20 protein-coding genes are annotated in these 19,587 nt (G+C 44.5%); 2 read left to right on the forward strand and 18 right to left on the reverse strand.

What is annotated here, in order from left to right:
- Window positions 1-188: 188 nt before the first annotated feature.
- The 12 genes from alr to ACFOGI_RS09500 all read right to left on the reverse strand — a co-directional run bounded on the left by alr (window position 189) and on the right by ACFOGI_RS09500 (window position 10,324).
- Window positions 189-1,352, reverse strand: coding sequence for an alanine racemase (gene alr, locus ACFOGI_RS09445; RefSeq protein WP_390271738.1), 1,164 nt, complete (start codon window positions 1,350-1,352; stop codon window positions 189-191).
- 190 nt (window positions 1,353-1,542) lie between these two features.
- Window positions 1,543-2,670 carry an alanine dehydrogenase gene (ald, locus tag ACFOGI_RS09450; RefSeq protein WP_390271740.1) on the reverse strand — a complete coding sequence of 376 codons (1,128 nt, stop codon included), beginning with the start codon at window positions 2,668-2,670 and terminating at the stop codon, window positions 1,543-1,545.
- A gap of 105 nt (window positions 2,671-2,775) precedes the next feature.
- Window positions 2,776-4,053 (reverse strand): PucR family transcriptional regulator, encoded by a 1,278-nt coding sequence (locus tag ACFOGI_RS09455; RefSeq protein WP_390271742.1) that lies wholly within the window; start codon window positions 4,051-4,053, stop codon window positions 2,776-2,778.
- A gap of 150 nt (window positions 4,054-4,203) precedes the next feature.
- Window positions 4,204-4,503 (reverse strand): hypothetical protein, encoded by a 300-nt coding sequence (locus ACFOGI_RS09460; RefSeq protein ID WP_390271744.1) that lies wholly within the window; start codon window positions 4,501-4,503, stop codon window positions 4,204-4,206.
- 206 nt (window positions 4,504-4,709) lie between these two features.
- A complete protein-coding gene (locus ACFOGI_RS09465; protein WP_390271746.1) occupies window positions 4,710-5,006 on the reverse strand; it encodes a hypothetical protein in 297 nt (98 codons plus the stop codon).
- Window positions 5,007-5,140: 134 nt separating this feature from the next.
- Window positions 5,141-5,428, reverse strand: a complete 288-nt coding sequence (locus ACFOGI_RS09470; RefSeq protein ID WP_390271748.1) for an HNH endonuclease — start codon at window positions 5,426-5,428, stop codon at window positions 5,141-5,143.
- A 120-nt stretch (window positions 5,429-5,548) separates the two neighbouring features.
- The gene (locus tag ACFOGI_RS09475; RefSeq protein WP_390271750.1) at window positions 5,549-6,754 is read right to left on the reverse strand and encodes a hydroxymethylglutaryl-CoA synthase; all 1,206 of its coding nucleotides are present in this window, start codon (window positions 6,752-6,754) and stop codon (window positions 5,549-5,551) included.
- 488 nt (window positions 6,755-7,242) lie between these two features.
- On the reverse strand, window positions 7,243-7,740 hold the full coding sequence (locus tag ACFOGI_RS09480; protein WP_390271752.1) for a metallophosphoesterase family protein: 498 nt from the start codon (window positions 7,738-7,740) through the stop codon (window positions 7,243-7,245).
- A 127-nt stretch (window positions 7,741-7,867) separates the two neighbouring features.
- Window positions 7,868-8,455, reverse strand: a complete 588-nt coding sequence (locus tag ACFOGI_RS09485; protein ID WP_390271753.1) for a TlpA family protein disulfide reductase — start codon at window positions 8,453-8,455, stop codon at window positions 7,868-7,870.
- Window positions 8,456-8,470: 15 nt separating this feature from the next.
- Window positions 8,471-9,226: a cytochrome c biogenesis CcdA family protein gene (locus ACFOGI_RS09490; RefSeq protein ID WP_390271755.1), complete on the reverse strand. Its 756-nt coding sequence runs from the start codon at window positions 9,224-9,226 to the stop codon at window positions 8,471-8,473.
- The gene (locus ACFOGI_RS09495; protein ID WP_390271757.1) at window positions 9,226-9,873 is read right to left on the reverse strand and encodes a hypothetical protein; all 648 of its coding nucleotides are present in this window, start codon (window positions 9,871-9,873) and stop codon (window positions 9,226-9,228) included. The genes ACFOGI_RS09490 and ACFOGI_RS09495 overlap by 1 nt, the downstream gene beginning before the upstream one ends.
- Window positions 9,874-10,243: 370 nt before the next feature.
- Window positions 10,244-10,324 (reverse strand): putative holin-like toxin, encoded by an 81-nt coding sequence (locus ACFOGI_RS09500; protein ID WP_390272166.1) that lies wholly within the window; start codon window positions 10,322-10,324, stop codon window positions 10,244-10,246.
- Window positions 10,325-10,820: 496 nt separating this feature from the next.
- Between ACFOGI_RS09500 and ACFOGI_RS09505 the strand changes: the two genes are divergently transcribed.
- Both ACFOGI_RS09505 and ACFOGI_RS09510 read left to right on the forward strand, forming a co-directional pair.
- Window positions 10,821-12,296 (forward strand): UDP-N-acetylmuramoyl-L-alanyl-D-glutamate--2,6-diaminopimelate ligase, encoded by a 1,476-nt coding sequence (locus ACFOGI_RS09505; RefSeq protein ID WP_390271759.1) that lies wholly within the window; start codon window positions 10,821-10,823, stop codon window positions 12,294-12,296.
- A gap of 317 nt (window positions 12,297-12,613) precedes the next feature.
- Window positions 12,614-13,849, forward strand: coding sequence for a TolB family protein (locus tag ACFOGI_RS09510; RefSeq protein ID WP_390271761.1), 1,236 nt, complete (start codon window positions 12,614-12,616; stop codon window positions 13,847-13,849).
- Between the two features lie 213 nt (window positions 13,850-14,062).
- On the opposite strand, the gene ACFOGI_RS09515 is transcribed toward ACFOGI_RS09510, so the two are convergent.
- The 6 genes from ACFOGI_RS09515 to ACFOGI_RS09540 all read right to left on the reverse strand — a co-directional run bounded on the left by ACFOGI_RS09515 (window position 14,063) and on the right by ACFOGI_RS09540 (window position 19,330).
- A complete protein-coding gene (locus tag ACFOGI_RS09515) occupies window positions 14,063-14,296 on the reverse strand; it encodes an indolepyruvate ferredoxin oxidoreductase subunit alpha (protein WP_390271763.1) in 234 nt (77 codons plus the stop codon).
- Between the two features lie 14 nt (window positions 14,297-14,310).
- On the reverse strand, window positions 14,311-15,339 hold the full coding sequence (locus ACFOGI_RS09520) for an amidohydrolase family protein (protein ID WP_390272168.1): 1,029 nt from the start codon (window positions 15,337-15,339) through the stop codon (window positions 14,311-14,313).
- Window positions 15,340-15,422: 83 nt separating this feature from the next.
- Complete coding sequence (locus tag ACFOGI_RS09525) at window positions 15,423-16,433, reverse strand: VOC family protein (protein ID WP_390271765.1); 1,011 nt, start codon at window positions 16,431-16,433, stop codon at window positions 15,423-15,425.
- 69 nt (window positions 16,434-16,502) lie between these two features.
- Complete coding sequence (locus ACFOGI_RS09530) at window positions 16,503-17,531, reverse strand: NAD(P)/FAD-dependent oxidoreductase (RefSeq protein ID WP_390271767.1); 1,029 nt, start codon at window positions 17,529-17,531, stop codon at window positions 16,503-16,505.
- 30 nt (window positions 17,532-17,561) lie between these two features.
- The gene (locus ACFOGI_RS09535; RefSeq protein WP_390271769.1) at window positions 17,562-18,050 is read right to left on the reverse strand and encodes an aromatic-ring-hydroxylating dioxygenase subunit beta; all 489 of its coding nucleotides are present in this window, start codon (window positions 18,048-18,050) and stop codon (window positions 17,562-17,564) included.
- Window positions 18,047-19,330: an aromatic ring-hydroxylating oxygenase subunit alpha gene (locus ACFOGI_RS09540; RefSeq protein ID WP_390271771.1), complete on the reverse strand. Its 1,284-nt coding sequence runs from the start codon at window positions 19,328-19,330 to the stop codon at window positions 18,047-18,049. Before ACFOGI_RS09540 ends, ACFOGI_RS09535 begins: the two co-directional genes overlap by 4 nt.
- Window positions 19,331-19,587: the final 257 nt, after the last annotated feature.

The raw sequence follows: 19,587 nt of genomic DNA on the forward strand, positions 1-19,587 counted from the left end.
AGAACTGAATAGTAGGGGGTATGAAGTGACATTGATAATGAATTTGTACACGGTATTACCGCGCTGGTAGATGGCGGCACAATAATTGCCCATGAAAAGAAGACATCACCTTTGAGTAATGTCTCTTTTCTAATGCTTAAAAGCCTGCCCAAAGGCTAATATATCCCAGATCATACCTCATAATTGCCTTACGTTAACATGCTTTTCTTTTTAATTACTTCACTGTTTTTAATATAAATACGTGGTACTCTCTTGCCAATCAGACATACGGTTTCATAATGGATAGTTCCCATCAAATCTGCCACCTCAGCGAGCGGCACATATCCCTCTTCCTTTTCGCCAAACAGGGTCACTACACTATCTTGGCTCACGTTATCTACGCCGGTGATGTCAATCATGGACTGATCCATGCAAATCCTTCCGACTATCGGCGCCCTCTTTCCACGTACGGTAACATCTCCTCGATTAGAAAGCAGCCGGGAGAAGCCATCGGCGTACCCTATAGGGATAGTGGCGATTTGTGCGTCCTGTTCAGGCTGATAGGTGCAGCCATAACTGATCGGTTCTCCAGACCTCACAGTTTTCACCAATACTGGTTTTGTTTTCAGGCTCATTGCCTGCTGAAGACGGATCTTCTCTCGCATATGTTCTTCTGGATACAGCCCATATAAGCTGATGCCGACTCGAACCATATCGAGATGCTTCTCAGGATGGGAGATAGTCCCTGCACTGTTGCAACAATGCCTGATTGGAATTCGACCATAGCTCTCTTCCAAAGAATCCACTATTCTCATGAACCGTTCGAATTGCTTATGTGTATAAGAAGGGTCTAAATTGTCCGCGTCTGCAAAGTGGGTGAACACCCCTTCCAGTACGACATAATTGGATGAAAGCATATCTGCAAGGGTAAGAGCCTCTGCTGTCTCCTGAATGCCTATCCGGTTCATCCCACTGTCTACCTTCAGGTGAACCCGGACCTTCCTTTTCTGCGCTTCAGCTTCCTGAACAATCCTCTCTGCCGCTTCCTGTGTATAAACCGTCAGAGTAATATCATACTTGATAGCGACATGAACTGCATCCGGGGGAGTATAACCGAGCACGAGCAATGGGTGATCAATACCGGCATCTCGTAGTAAAATCGCTTCATCGAGGATGGCGACACTTAAATAATCCGCCCCTGCTTCTATAGCGGTTTCAGCAACCTGAACCGAACCATGTCCATAACCATCTCCTTTGACAACAGCCATCATTTTAGTAGATGTTTGAATATAATTTTTGAAAGCTTTCGTGTTACTGCTGATTGCATCCAGTGAAATTTCCGCCCAAGTCGGACGATAACTGCCGTTTTCCATACCGTTCCCTCCATGCTGTATATTAACCCTTATAACTGACAAAGGCCGTGATCAAGGCTTAACCCAGAGATTGATCCAAAGAGAAATCTATTTAATACTTTAACATGTAATCTTCCAATACAGGGAGTATCTTAGAGATTTTTTTGATAGCAATATAAAAAACCCTTCTGCCGTAACAGAAGGGCCGTCTTTAGCCATTAATGGACTTCATTGCTTCCTGAACAGGTACATAGTCAAACCCGAGATCACGAGCAACCGTTTCATAGGTCACTTGCCCACCGGCTGTGTTGACCCCAGCCATGATAGCTGTACTTTCATCAACAGCACGCCGTATACCTTTTGCGGCAATCTGCTGTGCGTATGGAACGGTGACATTCGTCAATCCTACTGTCGCCGTACGAGGGACTGCTCCCGGGATATTTGCTACCGCATAATGCAGCACGCCATGTTTTTCATAGATGGGCGCATCATGAGTCGTTGGATGGTCAACCGTCTCAAAGTTGCCGCCCTGATCGATGGCAACATCCACAATCACAGACCCAGGCTTCATCGAGCGGACCATGTCTTCTGTTACAAGCTTTGGTGCTTTCGCTCCTGGGATAAGGACTGAACCAATTACCAAGTCGGACTCTTTCACCGCTTCGGCAATATTATATGGATTGGACATCACTGTCTGAATAGTAGAACCGAACTGATCATCCAGCTGTCGGAGTCTAATAGGATTCAAATCGATAATAGTCACATCGGCACCGAATCCTAAAGCGATTTTGGCTGCATTGGTTCCAACTACTCCCCCGCCAATAATAGTGACTTTGCCTCGTTTCACTCCAGGAAGGCCACTGAGCAGAATCCCACTCCCGCCTTCTGACTTTTGCAAATACTGCGCACCTAGCTGAGAAGCCATCCGTCCGGCAACTTCACTCATCGGTGTCAGCAGTGGCAGAGTGTTATTTACCGTAATGGTTTCATAGGCGATCGCTGTCACTTCATAGTCTACGAGTGCCTTGGCTAGCTTCGGCTCTGCTGCCAGGTGAAGATAGGTGAACAGGATTAAGCCTTTTCGGAAATATTGATATTCAGATTCCAAAGGTTCCTTCACCTTCATAATCATCTCTGCTTGTTCCCATATATCCGCAGCTTCCTGGATGATTTCCGCGCCAGCTTTCCTGTATTCCTCATCCTTGAAATTGCTTCCCAGTCCTGCATCGCTTTCCATCAATACCGTATTTCCTGCTTCCACCAGGTTGACTACCCCTGCAGGTGTCATGGCCACACGGTTTTCATTATTCTTTATTTCTCTTGGAACCCCGATAATCATACGATCACTCCTTCGTATATAAATCTATATGGTTATTGTATACGTTTACATCCCCATCTGCATATAGGTGAATCGATAAAAGAATAGTCACTGATTTGTGGAATTTCACAAATCAAACCCTTTTCGTATATTTTCTACCTTCAAATCTAGATAGGCTGTCACCTTTTGGTCAGGGCTCATCAAGTCTATTCCGCCTACCTCGGAGATGCGCTTCAGTCTATAGTTCAATGTATTGGGATGGACGTGTAGATGCTTGGCTGCTTGCTGGACATTGCTGTCAAATTCCAGATAAGCCTTCAAGGTCTGCAGCATGGCTGTGTGATTCTTTCTGTCATATTCCTTTAGCCGCTCCAGCTTTATATTCTTGTAGCGACTGTTCATCTGCATATCCAGAAGATCTTCAATAAACTGATAGATTCCCAGCTCTTGATATAGGTTGATCCTCGCCAGTTCTTCCGGAAACTTCCTTTTGAGTTCCAATACATGCAAGGCCTCACTATAGCTATTAGGTATCTGACGTACCGAATGGCAAATGTTTCCTCCAGAACCATGCACGGCGTCTATATGAAGGCGGGCCGAAATCAATTGAGTGAAATCATCGATATACCTATTTAAATAATCCCCTGTGTCCCCTTGCCTAGGCAGCCGGACAAGAAGAAGCAGTTGATTGTGGTCAAACATTCTGCAGACGACTTGGACATCATCAAGTGTCTCGGCCAAATAATTGGCATGCTTTTCAATTGTCTCAGTCACTTCCTCTGAAAACTCCATTATTACCATGGATAAGCGTCCATCCAATTGCATCCCAAGCCTTCTCGCTTGGTCTTTCATATCCTTAACTTCTTCTAAATCGCCGGTCAACAGCTGCCAGAAAAGCCCTCTGTAACTGGCTGAAATTGCTCTTACTCTGCTGCGGTCCTTCAACAGGAGATTCTTTACCTTCCTCACCGCCTCTTTCAACAATTGCAGTTTCGCGTCACTGATTGTGCTTCCATCTGTATGTGCCCAAATAAAACCGAGGATTTCGTTATTCCGACGTACTGATACCGCGACTCGATTACTGAGCCCAACCTTCTCAATAACAGGAATGGCAACAGGTTCATCACTGTCAAACAACTTTGTCATATAGCCTTTTTTCCAGAGAGCACTAACTACATTATCAGGAACCTTCCTGCCCATGATGGTTGCTCTCCGCACATCATCGATATCCTCATGATGCTTGCTGTATGAAAGGATCTGATGATTGGAGTCTTCGATAGTAACCGGGCATTCCAATAGTTCACCTATTTTATCAGCCAAGCTGTCCAGCGAATCGAATATCCCTACCAGCCTCAGTTGATGCTGCCTATCTGCAGAATCGCACATACACACTGCCCCTTCCATTTCTGCTTCCTCCATTTTAGCATAAAATTGGAAGAGCCCACGGAAGAATGCTCGATTATGCTAGGGGGTTAACTGATAAGGATCGAATTATTCCATTGACGCATGAATAAAAGCAGCTCCCTCTTAGGAAGCTGCTTTTAAACAAGCTGATCAGCTATATTGACTGTCGGATTGCTGCGGACTTGTGTTGGTACCAGTATAAGTTTCAAGCATTTGCTGAGCGTTCTGATTGTATTGGCTGTTTTGGTTGTTCTGATTCTGGTTGTTCTGCAACATATTTTGTAGTGGCTTAGCCATCTGTTGCATTTGTGGGTTGTTCATAGCATTCGTAACGGTTTGTGGCAAACGTTGGAAAGTGCCGTTTCGGACTCCCTTCCTAATACCATAGATGGCGGCGCCTGCCGCCCCAATTGTTAGCAGGGAAGTCATCATTCCTGGACGATTATTCATGGCATTTTTCATCCTTTATTTTTGATTTAAGCCCCTATATAAACTTAGGGGAGTATTTATAGTGTTTTAATTGGGTGAAAAAATATACCTGTCCAATTGTCCATTAATTTATTTGCCCTAATATATACAAAAGCTGGAGGGCTTTCCTTCAATCAAAGGGGCGCCAGTTGTTAGCTGGTTGACAATTGGCGACCCTTTCATCTTCCTTATTGCATATTATTATTTTGCTGTGCTTGCTGCTGGGTTTGCTGTGCCTGTTGAATTTGCTGCTGTGCTTGCTGCAACTGTTGCTGTGCCTGCTGGAACACCTGGCTTTGTTGGGAATTAGCTCCTGCTTGGGCCTGTGCATTCTGAAGTCCCTGTTGTGCCTGTTGGAGCTGTGCTTGTGCTTGCTGTAGCTGCTGAGGATCTGCACTTGCCTCTGCTTGTTGTACCGCTTGTTGAGCTTGCTGAACTTGCTGTGCCGCTTGCTGCATCTGCTGCTGTTGATTTTGCTGTGCCATCATGTAAAACCTCCATTACTTGTATTGAGCTTGAAAGCCTCACCCTATATCGTTGCCAGGAGCTGGATGAATATGTACTCAACTTTGTGACACAGTTCGAGGGAAGCACAGACAATGTATACTTGTTATGGTCTTTAATTTCTATTTCGCCGATTGTTTGACTTTTTGGTCCTGATCATTTTCTTTGGGGGCTGCTTGCGTATCCACTTTATATACCGGGATAGCTGGTCGTCCGCTCTCAATTCTTTCAACGTTGTAAGCCTGGTATAAATCTCCTGATTACTGTACAATGCATGAATTTGCTTATGGCATGGTCTGCATAAGTCGGCAGTAGGACCGAATGTCCCTCCCATTTCCTTGGGAATCAGATGGTGTACCGTCGTTTCTACCTCTTGCCGTCCACACAACTCACAAAAACTCATCACGATACCTCCAGTAACAGTATTGGACTGGTGAAACTTACCGCTGATTTCTTCTCCACCCTTATTATAGCATCCTGGACAAAAACAGCCCCAGCAAAGTGCCGGGGCTGTTCACTATAGTCAGCGGGATTCTTCACCTTTCCATGTACTTACATCTCGCTGTTTATTTATATATTGCCTTGAATGCTCCTTGATCCCGGATAAGCAGATGGCGGCAGGGTCTTCATGGATATCCAATTCAATGGACCTACCGTCAGAAGGAAGAGTCTCTTCAAAAATTTCCTCATACTCTTCCACAGATATTTCTTTGCGTGAGACGAACAGTTCCTGGTGCTGCTCAGTGAACAAGTGTTTTCGATAATTCGGTTGGAGACGTCCTGCGAAAAATTCACCGACAGCACCCGAGCCGTAACTGAATAACCCGACCAGTGACCCTTCCGCCAGCTCTGCTTTTTCTTCAAGGAGCGAAAGGAGACTCAGGTACAGTGAACCTGTATAGATATTTCCGACATTACGATTATACTGGGTGCTGACTTGGTAATTTTCCATCAACCGTTCCTGTACCGCTTCTGACGTCTCATCTATGACTGCACGCAACGCCTTCTTGCCCATTTTCGTATAAGGCAGGTGGAAGCAGATAGCCTCAAAGTCTGCCAATGTCAAATCTGTCTTTTTCTTATACTGTTCCCATACTTTGCTGAAAAAGGAGATATATTGTTCATTGGAGAACTTCCCGTCTACCATAGCTTTATCAGAATATACGGGACGCCAGAAGTCCATGATATCATCTGTGAGATAAGCGCTCGGTCCTTCAAAGGCCATTACGCGAGGTTCAGCACTGATGATCATTGCGACTGCTCCAGCCCCCTGTGTTGCTTCACCGCCAGTATTCAAGCCATACCTCGCGATATCCGAACCAAGAACCAGGACTCTGCTTTCTGGATTCAAAGCAATATGGCCCTTCGCCATCTGAATGGCTGCTGTTGCTCCATAACATGCCTGTTTCACTTCTACTGCACGCGCATTCGGGTTTATGCCAAGCAAACGGTGAACATAGACTGCACCTGACTTGGAGTGGTCGATGCCCGTTTCTGTTCCAAACAGGACAACATCAATTTTCTCCTGATCTTCTTCATCCAAAATGTTCAAGGCTGCATTGGCTGCCAATGTGACGGAATCTTGAGTAATTGGTGGTACCGCCATTTTCTCTTGCCCGATTCCGATAGTAAATTTGGCTGGTTCAACATTCCGCTCCACGGCCAGCTTGTTCATATCTAAAAAAAGATGAGGTGCATAAAAACCTATTTTATCGATTCCTATTTCCACTTATAAGCGCTCCTTTATAATCTGTATGATATCCATGCATGCTGAAGGATTACAGCTTGCTTATGTAAACGAGGTGTTTCTTTTCTGTCAATTCTCTATCCAATCTATAATGATAGTACAAACCGTGGGCAAACTCAATGGAAGTGTACTGTCATCTCACTTCCAATCCTGAAACCATACCCTGCCTTTTCATTTTCAACCAATTGCCGCTCATACCAGGTGTATAAAATGCTTCTCCTTCCAATATTCCCTATCGAACATGGGGTGATATAACCTTTTACCCCCCCTCTGAAAAGTCGACAAAATCCCCTTCCGTGGAGCAAGTTTATTTCCCGGGCAATCGATCGCATGCTTACCATAAAACCGTCCATTATGAGAGATATCTGTTCTTTCTGCAGCAAAATCTGATCTATCGCCATTTTCCAGTACAAGCAGAAATCCCACCGCCTTATATACTAGGTAAGTGAATCTTGTAGCAATCCCTGGATTTATGTCTTATCCTTATAAAAGACATGCCCTGCCTTCAATTCCCTTCCTAGCTGAAGAACGGCAAAGGAATAGTAAGGATTCGTACGCTTATCTGTTGGTGATCCAGGATTCAAAAGCAATTTCTTTTTATAGTACCGCAGCAATGGAATATGGGAATGACCAAAGATGATGATATCCGGTTCGTCTCTTTCAAAGGCCTCCAGGGCTCTCCTATCGGTCGTCTTCTTCTCTCCATGACCATGGACCACACCGATTTTGTACCCATTCAGTTCAACCAACTGTTTTTCCGGAAACACTTCTTGTATATCTTCTCCATCCACATTGCCATAAACACCTTTTACTTCAGCATATCCGGATAACATATGATATACACCTAGTGCCTTCCAATCACCTGCATGAATGATAAGATCCGTCGTTTTCAATTCATTTTCCAATCGTTCGGGAAGCCAAGTCCCCTTCTCGGACATATGGGTATCAGCAATGACAACAATTTTCATGGCAGTGCTCCTTCTATTCTTTCACTTTTATTTAGCCTGTATTATTCCCACAATTCATCCCCCAACTAACCCTTCCCTCTACCGCATAAGAAAAAACGGAACTTCCTAAAGGAAATCCCGTCTTCACCTATTCCATCTCTTCCAGCCGTTCCACCATCATGTCATAATTCATGGCACCCATCATCCTGGATTGGATCCGACCCTCTGAATCAATCATATACGTGGTAGGGTACGCTTGCACTTTATATTCATCGGCTACCTCAGAAGTCTCGTCAAGCAGAATAGGAAAGGATAATTTCAGTTCCTCTACAAAATCGGCGACATCTGATTTATTCTTCTCCGTGTCCAACAGGTCAACCGCCAACACTTCCACCTCTTTATTGTCGTATAGTTTCTGCATATCCGGCATTTCATCACGACACGGTGGACACCAGGTTGCCCAGAAATTCAGCATGACTCGCTTTCCCCTGTAGTCGGATAACTTGACGGTATCCCCTTCCAGTGTGGTCAACTCAAAGTCTGGCGCCATATAACCGGGGAGAACTCCCTCTTCATCTTTTTCCTCCACATCCGCTTGGCCCGTCGTGGTAGTTGTCATATCACTTTCCGCTAAATTCTCCTCTTCCGCTGCTTCTTGTCCGGAAAAAGCAAAATCATATACTGCCCACCCGACCATGCCAACCATCAGTACCATGATTATTATTCCATTCCTCATTGGAAGTCACATCCTCTATCCTAATTTTGCCAGCCATGTGTCTTGTACTAAATCAAGGATAAACCCTGATATGCGCGGCATCAACCCGAAGAACAGCACCAGTCCCATCAGGATCATGATAACACCGCCCACCTTCATGATGATCTGGCTGTGGCGGACGAGCCACCTGGTGGAACCCAGGAAAAAGGTCAGAATAATGAAGGGCAACGCAAATCCAATAACATACATTATTGTATAGAACACCCCTTGGCCGGGGTGGCTTGCTGCCAGAAGAAGAATGGACCCGAAAATCGGACCGATACACGGTGTCCACCCTGCTGCAAAACCTAGTCCGACGAAAAACGTACCTGCATATCCCGCCGGCTTCTTTGAATGATGGAAACGTCTCTCCTTCATCAGTCCTTTCAATTGGACCCAGCCGCCGATAAACAGCCCCATAAAGATAATGAAAACACCTGCTATCCGCTGCAAGAAAAGACCAGAGTCACCTAGCAGCATGTCCTGGATCCACTGTCCCAAAAAGGATGCACCTGCTCCTAGACTGACGAAAACAAGTGAGACTCCGAGCAGGAAGAATGCCGAATGACTTAATAGTTGCCTGCGGATTTTCAAGTTATGACTCCCTTGCAATTCTTTCACACTGATGCCGGTTATATACGACATATATGCCGGAAATATAGGCAGTACACAGGGGGAAAGAAAAGAAATCGCACCGGCCCCTATAGCTAAAAGCACCCCGGCAAGTAATATCGTATCTGCTTCAATTCCCATTAATATCCCTTCTTTCTCTGGCAGAAAATAAGCACCATCAAACTTGTCATAAAAAAGAGTAAAATGAACCATTCTTCCATTAAATACCCGAACACCGAGACAAAGGGCTGCAGCCTGGACAAAAGGATCATCCCAGCTGTCCATCCAATGAGCATGACCATTAGGAGAATCTCCGTTTTGACATATCCGTGGATCAAAATATATACAGCCAACAGTGTGATGAGCACACTTAAATAGCCGAATGCATACGTATCTCCGTTCCAAACCAGCTGAATAAATTCATACACAAACGAAGCCACTAAAAATGTATGCACAAACGCATCCATAAATGAGAGCATGTCCCTATGCCCCTGTCTCGATTTGTAGAATAACTGGGATGCACTGAACACCACAGCAAGATAGAAGGCGTCGGAACCGGCCGGGTAGGCCAACACAACCAAAGGGTCACTAATAAACAGGCTGATATTCAGCAGTATTTTGGCCAGCCAGATAAAGATGACGAAATTGATCAGCTGTGAGATTAGTTCTTCCATATGTTTTTTCTTTTTTTCCTTTGACAGCTCACCCAGAAAACGATAGGATATCAGTCCTGCTGTAATGCTGAGAAGAATAATGCCAATGGTAAATAATTTACTGACCGCAGCCATGATTGTACCCCCATTATAATACCTTTCTGCCTTTAACTTACCTTTTCTATGTGAAAATTTAATGAAAGTATTAGTACTCGTACTTCTTTCCATGAAATTGTTGTCGTCCAAGGCTTTCTTCATTTCATCATGGAAATTTTAAAATGAGACAGGATGCTATTATATTCCAATATCTCTCGTAATAACCAGCCACATGTTTCAATTACAGAATATATCGGGTATAATAAAATCAAAAGGCCTGCATAAAGTAATAGAAAGACCGTTAGTGCTGGAACACTAACGGCCCTCGTACAATAGCCCTCCAAGGGGGGCGGCTTACACAGTAATAAGAAGAATAATCACCCACTATGCTCGCCAGGCTCATGGGTGGTTATTTTTTATGCTCAGACAGTATGGCAACCATCAATGTTCCAAAGGATATCATCAGAACCAATGATTCAAATACCGTCACAAGGCATCACCCCCCTTCCGGATAAAAGTCAGGGAGTGAAACCGCCACCCATGGGAACCTTATTGTACATTTCCATTGTACCAAAGGTTGGACCCCAGAAACAGAACATATTTTCCTATAAGCTACAGATTATCTTTTCCCTCGGCACACTATTTCTCCCCCAGCACCTATACCACCCTCCTCTGCTATGTTGCATAAATCAAACAGAACTTCCATTTATTATTACCGACTACTGTGTATAGTGCCCCCCCTTTTACTCAGACTAATGACATATAAGCTTATTTTTCATCTCGCAAACGCTCCGTACCTAATTGCAATAGGACCAGCCCCTCAACGTAGAAGCCTGAAATATCAGAGGTTTGGCAATTTATTTCCAAGACGGGTAACCTATACGGGCAAAACAGTTGCTTCATATAATAAATTACTCTTCAAATTTTCACCAATGTACATAGAACATGGAATTAACAGTACCATCGCTTAAGGGAGCCGAACAATCATGAGACTGACACACCTATTAAATGGGCTGGAAATACAAAACGAGCTGCAAAAAGAGGCAGAACGATTAACCATCGAAGGATTGGCTGACAACTCTGCCCACATTTCCGACAATTATATATTCGTAGCTATAAAGGGACACCGTTCAGATGGCCATGACTACATCCAGGATGCGTTGAATAAAGGAGCTTGTGTAGTTATTGGGGAACAGGAATTTTCCAATTTGCCTGTCCCCTATCTCCAAGTGGAAAACAGCAGAAAAGCATTAGGTATCCTCGCCCGGAATTTTTATAAAAATCCATCTCATAAAAAACAGATGATCGGCATCACAGGGACAAATGGAAAAACCACAACGAGTTACTTGCTTAGACATATACTGGAGTATGCTGGTTACTCCTGTGCCGTCTTCGGCACCATCCAAAATATTATCAACGGTGAATCCAGAAAAAGTACAAACACCACTCCAAACTCTCTGGATCTGCACAGAATGCTGGCTGAAAGCAAGGATGACATCGCTATTGTTGAAGTTTCATCCCATGGTTTATCCCAATGGAGGCTGGAAGGTGTCCTGTTTGATTTGTGTCTGTTCACCAATCTCCATCCTGAACATTTGGATTATCATCATACAATGGATCGTTACTTTGAGGCGAAGATGTCTTTGTTCGATCATATGAAAATTCATGGAAATGCCATTATCAATACAGATAATGGCTGGGGCAGTAAACTTGCTACTATCCTTAAACAAAGAGAAAAGAATGTTTATACAACAGGCAAAACAGATAACAATGATTTAAAGATCATGGAGTACGACATGGAAACATCCACCGTTATAGTCAAAGAATTTGCGGAGACTAGCATCATCTCTCCTATTGCTGGTGTTCATAATGTATATAATACTATTTCAGCCTATGCTGCAGCCTTATTGGCGGGTGTGAAAAAAGAGGTTGCGGCGGCATCACTCCCTCATTTCAAAGGAATTGACGGACGGTTTGAGACAATTTCTATCCCGGAGGGACCAACCGTTGTCATCGACTATGCGCATACGGCAGATGCCATAGAAAACTGCCTAAAGACTGCGAGACAATATAGTGCCAATCGCGTCCTTCATGTATTCGGTTTCCGAGGAAACAGGGATATCAGCAAAAGAGGACAGATGCTGCAAATCAGTGCCTCCTTAAGCGATCAATATATTTTGACACTGGATGATCTGAACAAGGTTTCCTACCGTGACATGATTGGTACATTGAAAGAACTCCAAGAAGAATTTGGGCAGCAAAATGGACGAATTATCGCTGACCGCACACTTGCCATCAAACAGGCAATCAAGAAATGCTGCTCTGGCGACTGGGTGATTATCACTGGTAAGGGACATGAAAGATACCAGCAGTCATACGACATGCACACTGCCTCTGATAAAGAGACGGTTTGCCAAATCAGAGACCAATCAGGCGGGGAAAACTTAGGAATCGCCTTTTAGGGAATACAGCTATTCCGTTTCTAAGTGTTCAGCTGATGACGAGAAAATACTGAAACAGTTAAAGCCAGATAAGGGAAGTCAGAAACTCTTCTTCCAAGGGAAAATGAGTTTCTGACTTCCCTCTGTTTTATGGATTGTTTTAATGAAAGAGGCTGTTGATACATATGCTGGATTATATAGCGGGTTGTAAGAAGCCCAACCATTATGTTTATTTATTTGCCGCTTTGTTGTAAAATGCATAAAACGGACATGCAGGAGGGAGTATCATCGGAAAACAGCGTACACTTTTAATATTCATTTGGTCAGTCGCCTTTTTAATGATAGCTTCTGCAGTATATGCGATGTTCGGCGATCACAGCAGATATAAAAATTTCACCGGACTAGGCAACGGTCTCTCACTCTCGCAGGATGATGAGACCATCGCTTTCTCCTATTATCTGAACGGATCAGAAGCAATCTATACAGGCAGCTTAGAAGACCGTTCCATTGATAAATTGACGGAGCCGGAAGATGGGATGCATCATCGTTCTCCCCAATTCTCCCCTGACGGCAAGGCTATGTTCTATTTGGCCGCAAACAGGGAGAACATCCAACATCTACTTTATGTAGAGGACAGTGAAACAACAAAACTGACCAATGAAAAAACGCATGTCTTCAGTGCAGCATTCTCTCCCGATGGAGAGACAATCTATTATACAGCAATACCGACAGAGGAGCTTAGGAAAGCAGAGGGACAGCAAGAGAACGGTGTCGATCTTTTTTCTGTTTCCATTGATGGTAATCATCAACAGCTGACAGATGAGGATGCATTCTCGGTGAACGGACTTTCTGTATCTCCAGATGGCAGTACTGTGTTTTATAATTCCTTTGATGGAAACCAACGCTTGTATGCATATCACTTGGAAGATCAAACAAAAGAGGCATACCTCTCAGAGCATCTGCCGAGCGATATCTATCATCCGGTTTTTTCTCCTGCAGGCGATCAACTTGCCTACACGGCTGTTGCGGGAAAGTCAGCTAATGGCACCTTCCAATATGAACTTTTTCTAATGGACACTAATACTGGAGAAAAGAAGAAATTAACCAATTATGAGGCATCGCTTACCTCTCCTGTCTTTTTCCATCAGGAGAATCGGCTGATTTTTCTTGGACAAAGCAATTGGCCCGTAAAACCAGCTGCCTATCAGCTGATGACCGTAGATAATAATAAAGAGAAGGCAGTTCCAATACGGTTGTCTCTTCCGGAACCTGACAGAAACTTCCGGCCGGGAGAGATGCTGGCCGAATGGGTGGATATCAAGACGATAGCCGGGCTCTATATTTTACTGTTCGGGCTCATGACCATCTATTTCCAGTCTAAATCGAATAAAACTTACTTGCCATCAATCATAAGTGGATGCCTTGCTGCTATATTGCTTCTAGCATCCATTGCAGCAGCTGCTTTCAATCCTTGGGCAGGCAGCGGCCTATTTGGTGTGGCAGTTGGCCTTTCGGCTTGCAGTGGGATCATTTTATCCTTTGCCTTCATCTACCAACAGGCTGGCAGGAAGTAACTCCCCGTCCGAAAATAGTGTACAATTCGCCGGACAGCTGCGCAGCTCCTTTCTGCTCCACACTTCTTTAGGTGCTCTTATTCCCTATTCCCATATAAAAAGGAGATGTTGTTCAGCCGTTAACAACATCTCCTTGATATCACTTCTATTAGCAGGTATCTTAAATAAATCTCAGTCGTGCAGAATTTCATGCTTCTTATATTTTTCTTCTACTTAACCAAAAAATGCTTCTGCCTTTTCCAATTGATCTTCCTGATCTGCCGACAGATCATGCTCATCAACGATAGCACTAACCGGACAGGCAGCTACACAGGCACCACAGTCAATACAGGTATTGGGGTCAATGAAGAACTGATCGGGTCCTTCTTCAATACAATCGACCGGGCAGATCCCTACACATTCACCAGCCTTCTCATTACTGCATGGATCTGTTATTACAAATGCCACGATAATCTCCTCCTTTATTTTTCAGTCAATACACTTGGTGATGTATACTCTTCCTTCCTTACGTTCAAGAACTTCAATGCATTCAGTCCGTGGATTTTTGCCTTCTCTTCCTCATTCAAGCTGTCGACTCGGTCCACCACTTTACCCGATGGTGCCTCGCGCAAGAGAAACGGATAGTCCGAGCCGGCAATGATCTGATCCACGCCGAATTTATCAATCATGAACTGGAGATTATCTTCCTCGTACACCAGTGAATCGTAATACAATTGTTTTGCATAGTGGCTCGGCGGATGCTCCGTTTTCCTGATTTGCGGCCAGACAGTCCAACCCTTATCCATTCGAGGCAACAGATAAGGAAGGGACCCTCCGCCATGCGCGAAACAGATTTTCAAATCCGGGTATCTGTCGAGCATGCCGCTCATAATGATGCTTCCTGCAGCCAATGCGGTTTCTGATGGCATTCCGACCATATACATGAAATTATGGCGTGGCATGCGTTCCTTCCCTACTGTCTGCCATGGATGGACAAACAAAGGAATCTTCTTGTCGTTCGCAGCCTTGAAGAAGCGCTCCAATTCAGGGTCATCCAGGTTTTTTCCATTGACATTACTTCCGATTTCAATCCCCTTCAGGCCCAATTCGTTGATCGCTCGCTCCATTTCTTCAATTGCTGCATCTACATCCTGCAATGGGACTGTACCGAGACCCATCAGCCTTGTCGGGTGCTCGCTAACAGTGGAGGAAATGAAATCATTTTGGAACCTCGCCATTTCCAACCCTTGTTCTGGGTCAGCCCAATAGCTGAAGGTCACAGGAATCGGGGAAAGCACTTGGATATCAATCCCTTCCTTATCCATGTCCTTTATACGCTCATCAGCATCCCACGCATGGTTGGTAATCTCCCGGAAATTTTTACCCTTGATCATGATCTTGGCTCCGCAGTCACAGGTCTTTTCCAATACGGGCCACCGATCATCGCCATATTTCTCAGCTAAATTCAAAAACTCCTCGGAAATGATATGTGTATGAAAATCGATTTTCAATGGTTGTGGCACAACGACCTCTCCCAGCATTCATAATTTTGAAATGGGAGATAGACCACCTGGTGATCTATCTCATAGTTTGTTTACTCTCCTAATTTAGTACCGTAAGTGAAGTACGACTCAGGCGGCGTGCTTCCCCACATTTCCAGGCCAAGTTGACCAACTTCTGATACCCATTCGATTGGCTCCCAGTCCGGGGAGAAGATAAGGAATCCGCCGGTCCAGATTTCCACACGATGGCCGGATGGCTCGAACACATAGATGAACTGTGCTCCACTTGTTCCGTGTTTACCTGGTCCCCACTCAATCTTGATATCATTTTCAGCCATCAGGTTGGCAGCACGAAGCAGTTCATCACCAGTATCCAGGTAGTAAGCCAGATGGTGGAACGCGGCGCCGTTCTGGTTGGAATTACGCATCAATGCTACTTCATGAGCAATGTTGGTACGGCTCAACCAGGAACCCAGACGCTCATCCTCCTGGTTCTGGATATAGTAGCGGTGATGGATTCCAAGAAGATCTGTCCACCATTCCTGCTCCTTTTTCACATCGTCCACGATGATGTTTACATGGTCAAAACGACGTGGTGAAACTCCCTTGGCTGTATATTTGCTTGGATGGCTCGGCAGTTTTGATTGAACTTGTGGATCATCTGTCACGAACTTTTCTTTCTCCCAGTACAATTCAATTGGCAGACCGGATGGGGATTTGAAATGAAGAGCATCCCCCAATGCTTTCTTTTTGCCGCCTTCTACCCATGTATAGTCGATATTCATCAGTTTCAACTGCTTTTCAAACAGCTTCAGGGATTCGTCCGAGCTGACACGCCATGCCATCCGATTCACTTCAGATTTGTCCGAATTTCTCAGTACTAAGGTATGGTGGTCAAAATCCTGCCAAGCTCTCAAATAGGCAGTGTCGCCATCTGTTTCCGTCAAGGCCAGTCCTAGTACCTCGGTAAAGAACCATAGGGACTTGTCAAAATTATTGACACTGATTTCCACGTGACCTAGATGTGCAACAGCTCTCAGATAACTTTCCAGTCTTTCCTGTGCAGATGAACCTGTAATAATTTCTTCCGTCGTTTTTGACATAATAATAACCTCCTGAATTTTTAAGTAATTATGTGTAAATCGGGGCAATACATCGGTATTGCCCATATGCTAATTGGCAGTTACTGCTTTTTTCTTCTTTTTCTTTTCTCGGCTCATAATGGATGTACTATGGGCCGTCTCCAATGATTCATTCGGGTCGATATAGACCTTCGCATTACTTACCGCAATCGGTGCTTCCCCAAATCCAGTTGCCATCAGTTTGACCTTGCCTGGATAAGTGGATATATCTCCGACTGCATAAATTCCAGGGATATTCGTTTCTGCTCTGGAATTTACTACAATAGAATTCTTTTCTATTTCCAATCCCCAATTGTTGATCGGTCCTAGATTGGAGATGAAGCCATAATTGACAAGGTATTCATCTGCCTCAAGATCCACCATTGCATCTCCTTTGGCCTGTTTCAGGCTGATGCAATCGATTTTAGATTCTCCAGTAAGCCCTTTTGGTACATAAGGGGTCATTATATTGACCGAAGAACCTTTCAATTGCTCTACACTGTGCTCGTGGGCCCGGAACCTGTCTCTGCGGTGGACGAGCGTCACATTCGAAGCAAGTTTTTCCAGCATCAATGCCCAATCTACTGCTGAGTCTCCACCACCGAAGACACAGACCTCTTTATCTTTGAAATCATTGATATCCTCAATTTTATAATGCAGGTTTTTCCCTTCGAAATTGGCTTCATTTTCCAAATTCATTTTTCTCGGTTTGAAAGCACCATTACCTGCCGTAATGATAATGGTTCTTGAATAATGTGTCTGACTGTTTGTCGTGATTTCAAAGATATCATCTTCCTTGACAACTTCCTGAACCTCTTCACCCAAACACACTTCATTTTCAAACTGGTCCATTTGCTCGCTCAAACTCTCTACAAGATCCTTGGCTTTTAGCTTCGGAAATCCAGCAACATCGTACACATATTTATCGGGATACAATGCTGCCAACTGTCCACCTAATTCTGGCAGACTTTCAATTACTTTCACACTAGCCTGCCGCATTCCCGCATAGAATGCAGTGAACATACCAACCGGTCCTCCGCCTATAATCGTAATATCGTATATTTCCGGTTCATTACTCATCCTTACACCACCTCTAAACAATGTTTGTCATTACAGAATCAAGCTGATTTTTCCATGAGGACGAAGACTGTCCAGGTGCAGGATCACTTTTTTATTTTTAATAGCCAGGCCGCCATCCTGCTGTACGAGCTCATAGTAGGACTTGCCGATGAACGTGTCACTCACTTCACGTTTTGTACGATGTGTGGCGAAGTTGCACTCAACTTTGATCACATCGGAATCCAAGTCATCGACCAGGATATTGGTATAGTTTCTAAGAGTCGTAGAATGCGGATATTCCACATGGGCCTCTTTCTTCAACAGTCTTTCCGCCCTTTCCTGCAGACGGGAACGGTTGTCATGGATATAGAATAAAGATTCAGTAGGAGAGGCTTCCGGATCACCGATGGGCGGAACCATATAGGTTGCGTCGTCAGTGAATAGATCCGCCCACTCTAGCAGCCGCCACTCATCCAATATTTTTGCTTCCGTATAAAGGAAATTGACAACATCCTGCTGGGTTACCGCTGTTACCGTCATTTGTAAGCAACCTCCCTATCCTGATTCAAGACTCCTTCTATTCTCTCTTTATATTGTCTCCAGAAACTTCTCATCTGCAGCTCATCAGTCGCAAGGGCATTCTCTTCCCCTCTGACCATGCCTTTAGAGATATCATTCCACTCCACATCCGAGTTATTGGTATAAGCTTCCTGGCACAGTTCCAGCGCTTCGTTATCATCCGGTGTAGCGAAACCGCCCGGCCCTAAGAACTCCAGGAAGTTGTTGTTCCTTGCCAAACGATGTTCTGGATCTTCACCCTTAGGAGCGAGGGAATATCCGGAAACTTCAATATACCCCGGAGAAGTTGGATAAAAGGTTCTTGCGGTGATTGCCATAATGTCGTTAATTACCAAGTTCGGGAAGATGATGATGTTACGGTTATAATTGGCAATTCGATCGGCACGCTCTTCACCGTGTTTTTCTACCAACCGTTCCTTTATTTTTTCCATATCGCGTTTCAAGTCCTCACTCCAAATTGGAGTCCATTGAGCAACAGGTCTGCCCCAAGGAGCGACATATTCCATTACTGCGTGGCCGTTTCCTAGGTCGATCCCTTTCCCTTCTAATTGAACCTTCTTCAGATTAGGATCTTGACCTTGCTTAATATCGAAATAAGTTTTATGGGTCGGCATCCCGTGATATAAATCTACACTGTTCTCGGCCAGCAATTTCCAGTTAGCCCTTACACTGTATTCCTGCACTCCACCAAGAACTTCTAGACCGGCTTCTGATTGATCGGCAACCAGATCGATATATTCCTTTGCACCAGCAAGATATTCATCTAGAGAAATTGCATTCTCATCAAAGTTTACAAACATGAACCCACGATAGCTGTCCACACGTTTAACCGCTTTCATATCTTTCGCACCATCAGCATTGAAGTCATCAGGGAATCCATCCTTACCAGGCATCCCGGCTAATGTACCATCATTCTTGAAACTCCAAGCATGGTAGAAGCAGCGGAACACTCGCTGGTTGCCTTCGTTTTCTCGGCAGACCAGAGCACCTCGGTGTGGACAGGTATTATAAAGAACTCTTATTTCCCCGTCTTGGCTGTGGACCAGCAGTAGATTGCGTCCTCCTACTTTTTTCCGCTTGAAGTCGCCTGGTTCAGGAACTTCTGTCTCATGGCCGATAAACAACCAGCATTTATTGAAGATTTCCGCTCGTTCCCAAGCAAGAATCTCTTTATCGGCGAATACGCTGCGGTGGACAAGAAATTCATTTTTTTCAGGATAGTCTCGAACAATCTCGTTCATTTAGCACCCTCCATCTAAGTATTTGTGTCATTCAAGCACTTGGTTCTGATGTTGAGAACCGTCAATTTCCACCATCATAACCTGCCCATTCCGTTGATCATCCATTTCCTATACGTCATTCCTCCATATATGGGATAGTGCTTTTTAGGGGATCAGTCAGTCCTAGGCCCCTGGCTATGGTCATTGATCCAGTCTCTTTCTATGAAGTGTTGGAGGTCATCTTCAATTGGATCATATACAAGGAATCCACGGTTGCA

Origin of the sequence: Virgibacillus xinjiangensis, assembly GCF_042643145.1 — a bacterium.
Taxonomy (GTDB): Bacteria; Bacillota; Bacilli; order Bacillales; family Amphibacillaceae; genus Virgibacillus_O; species Virgibacillus_O xinjiangensis.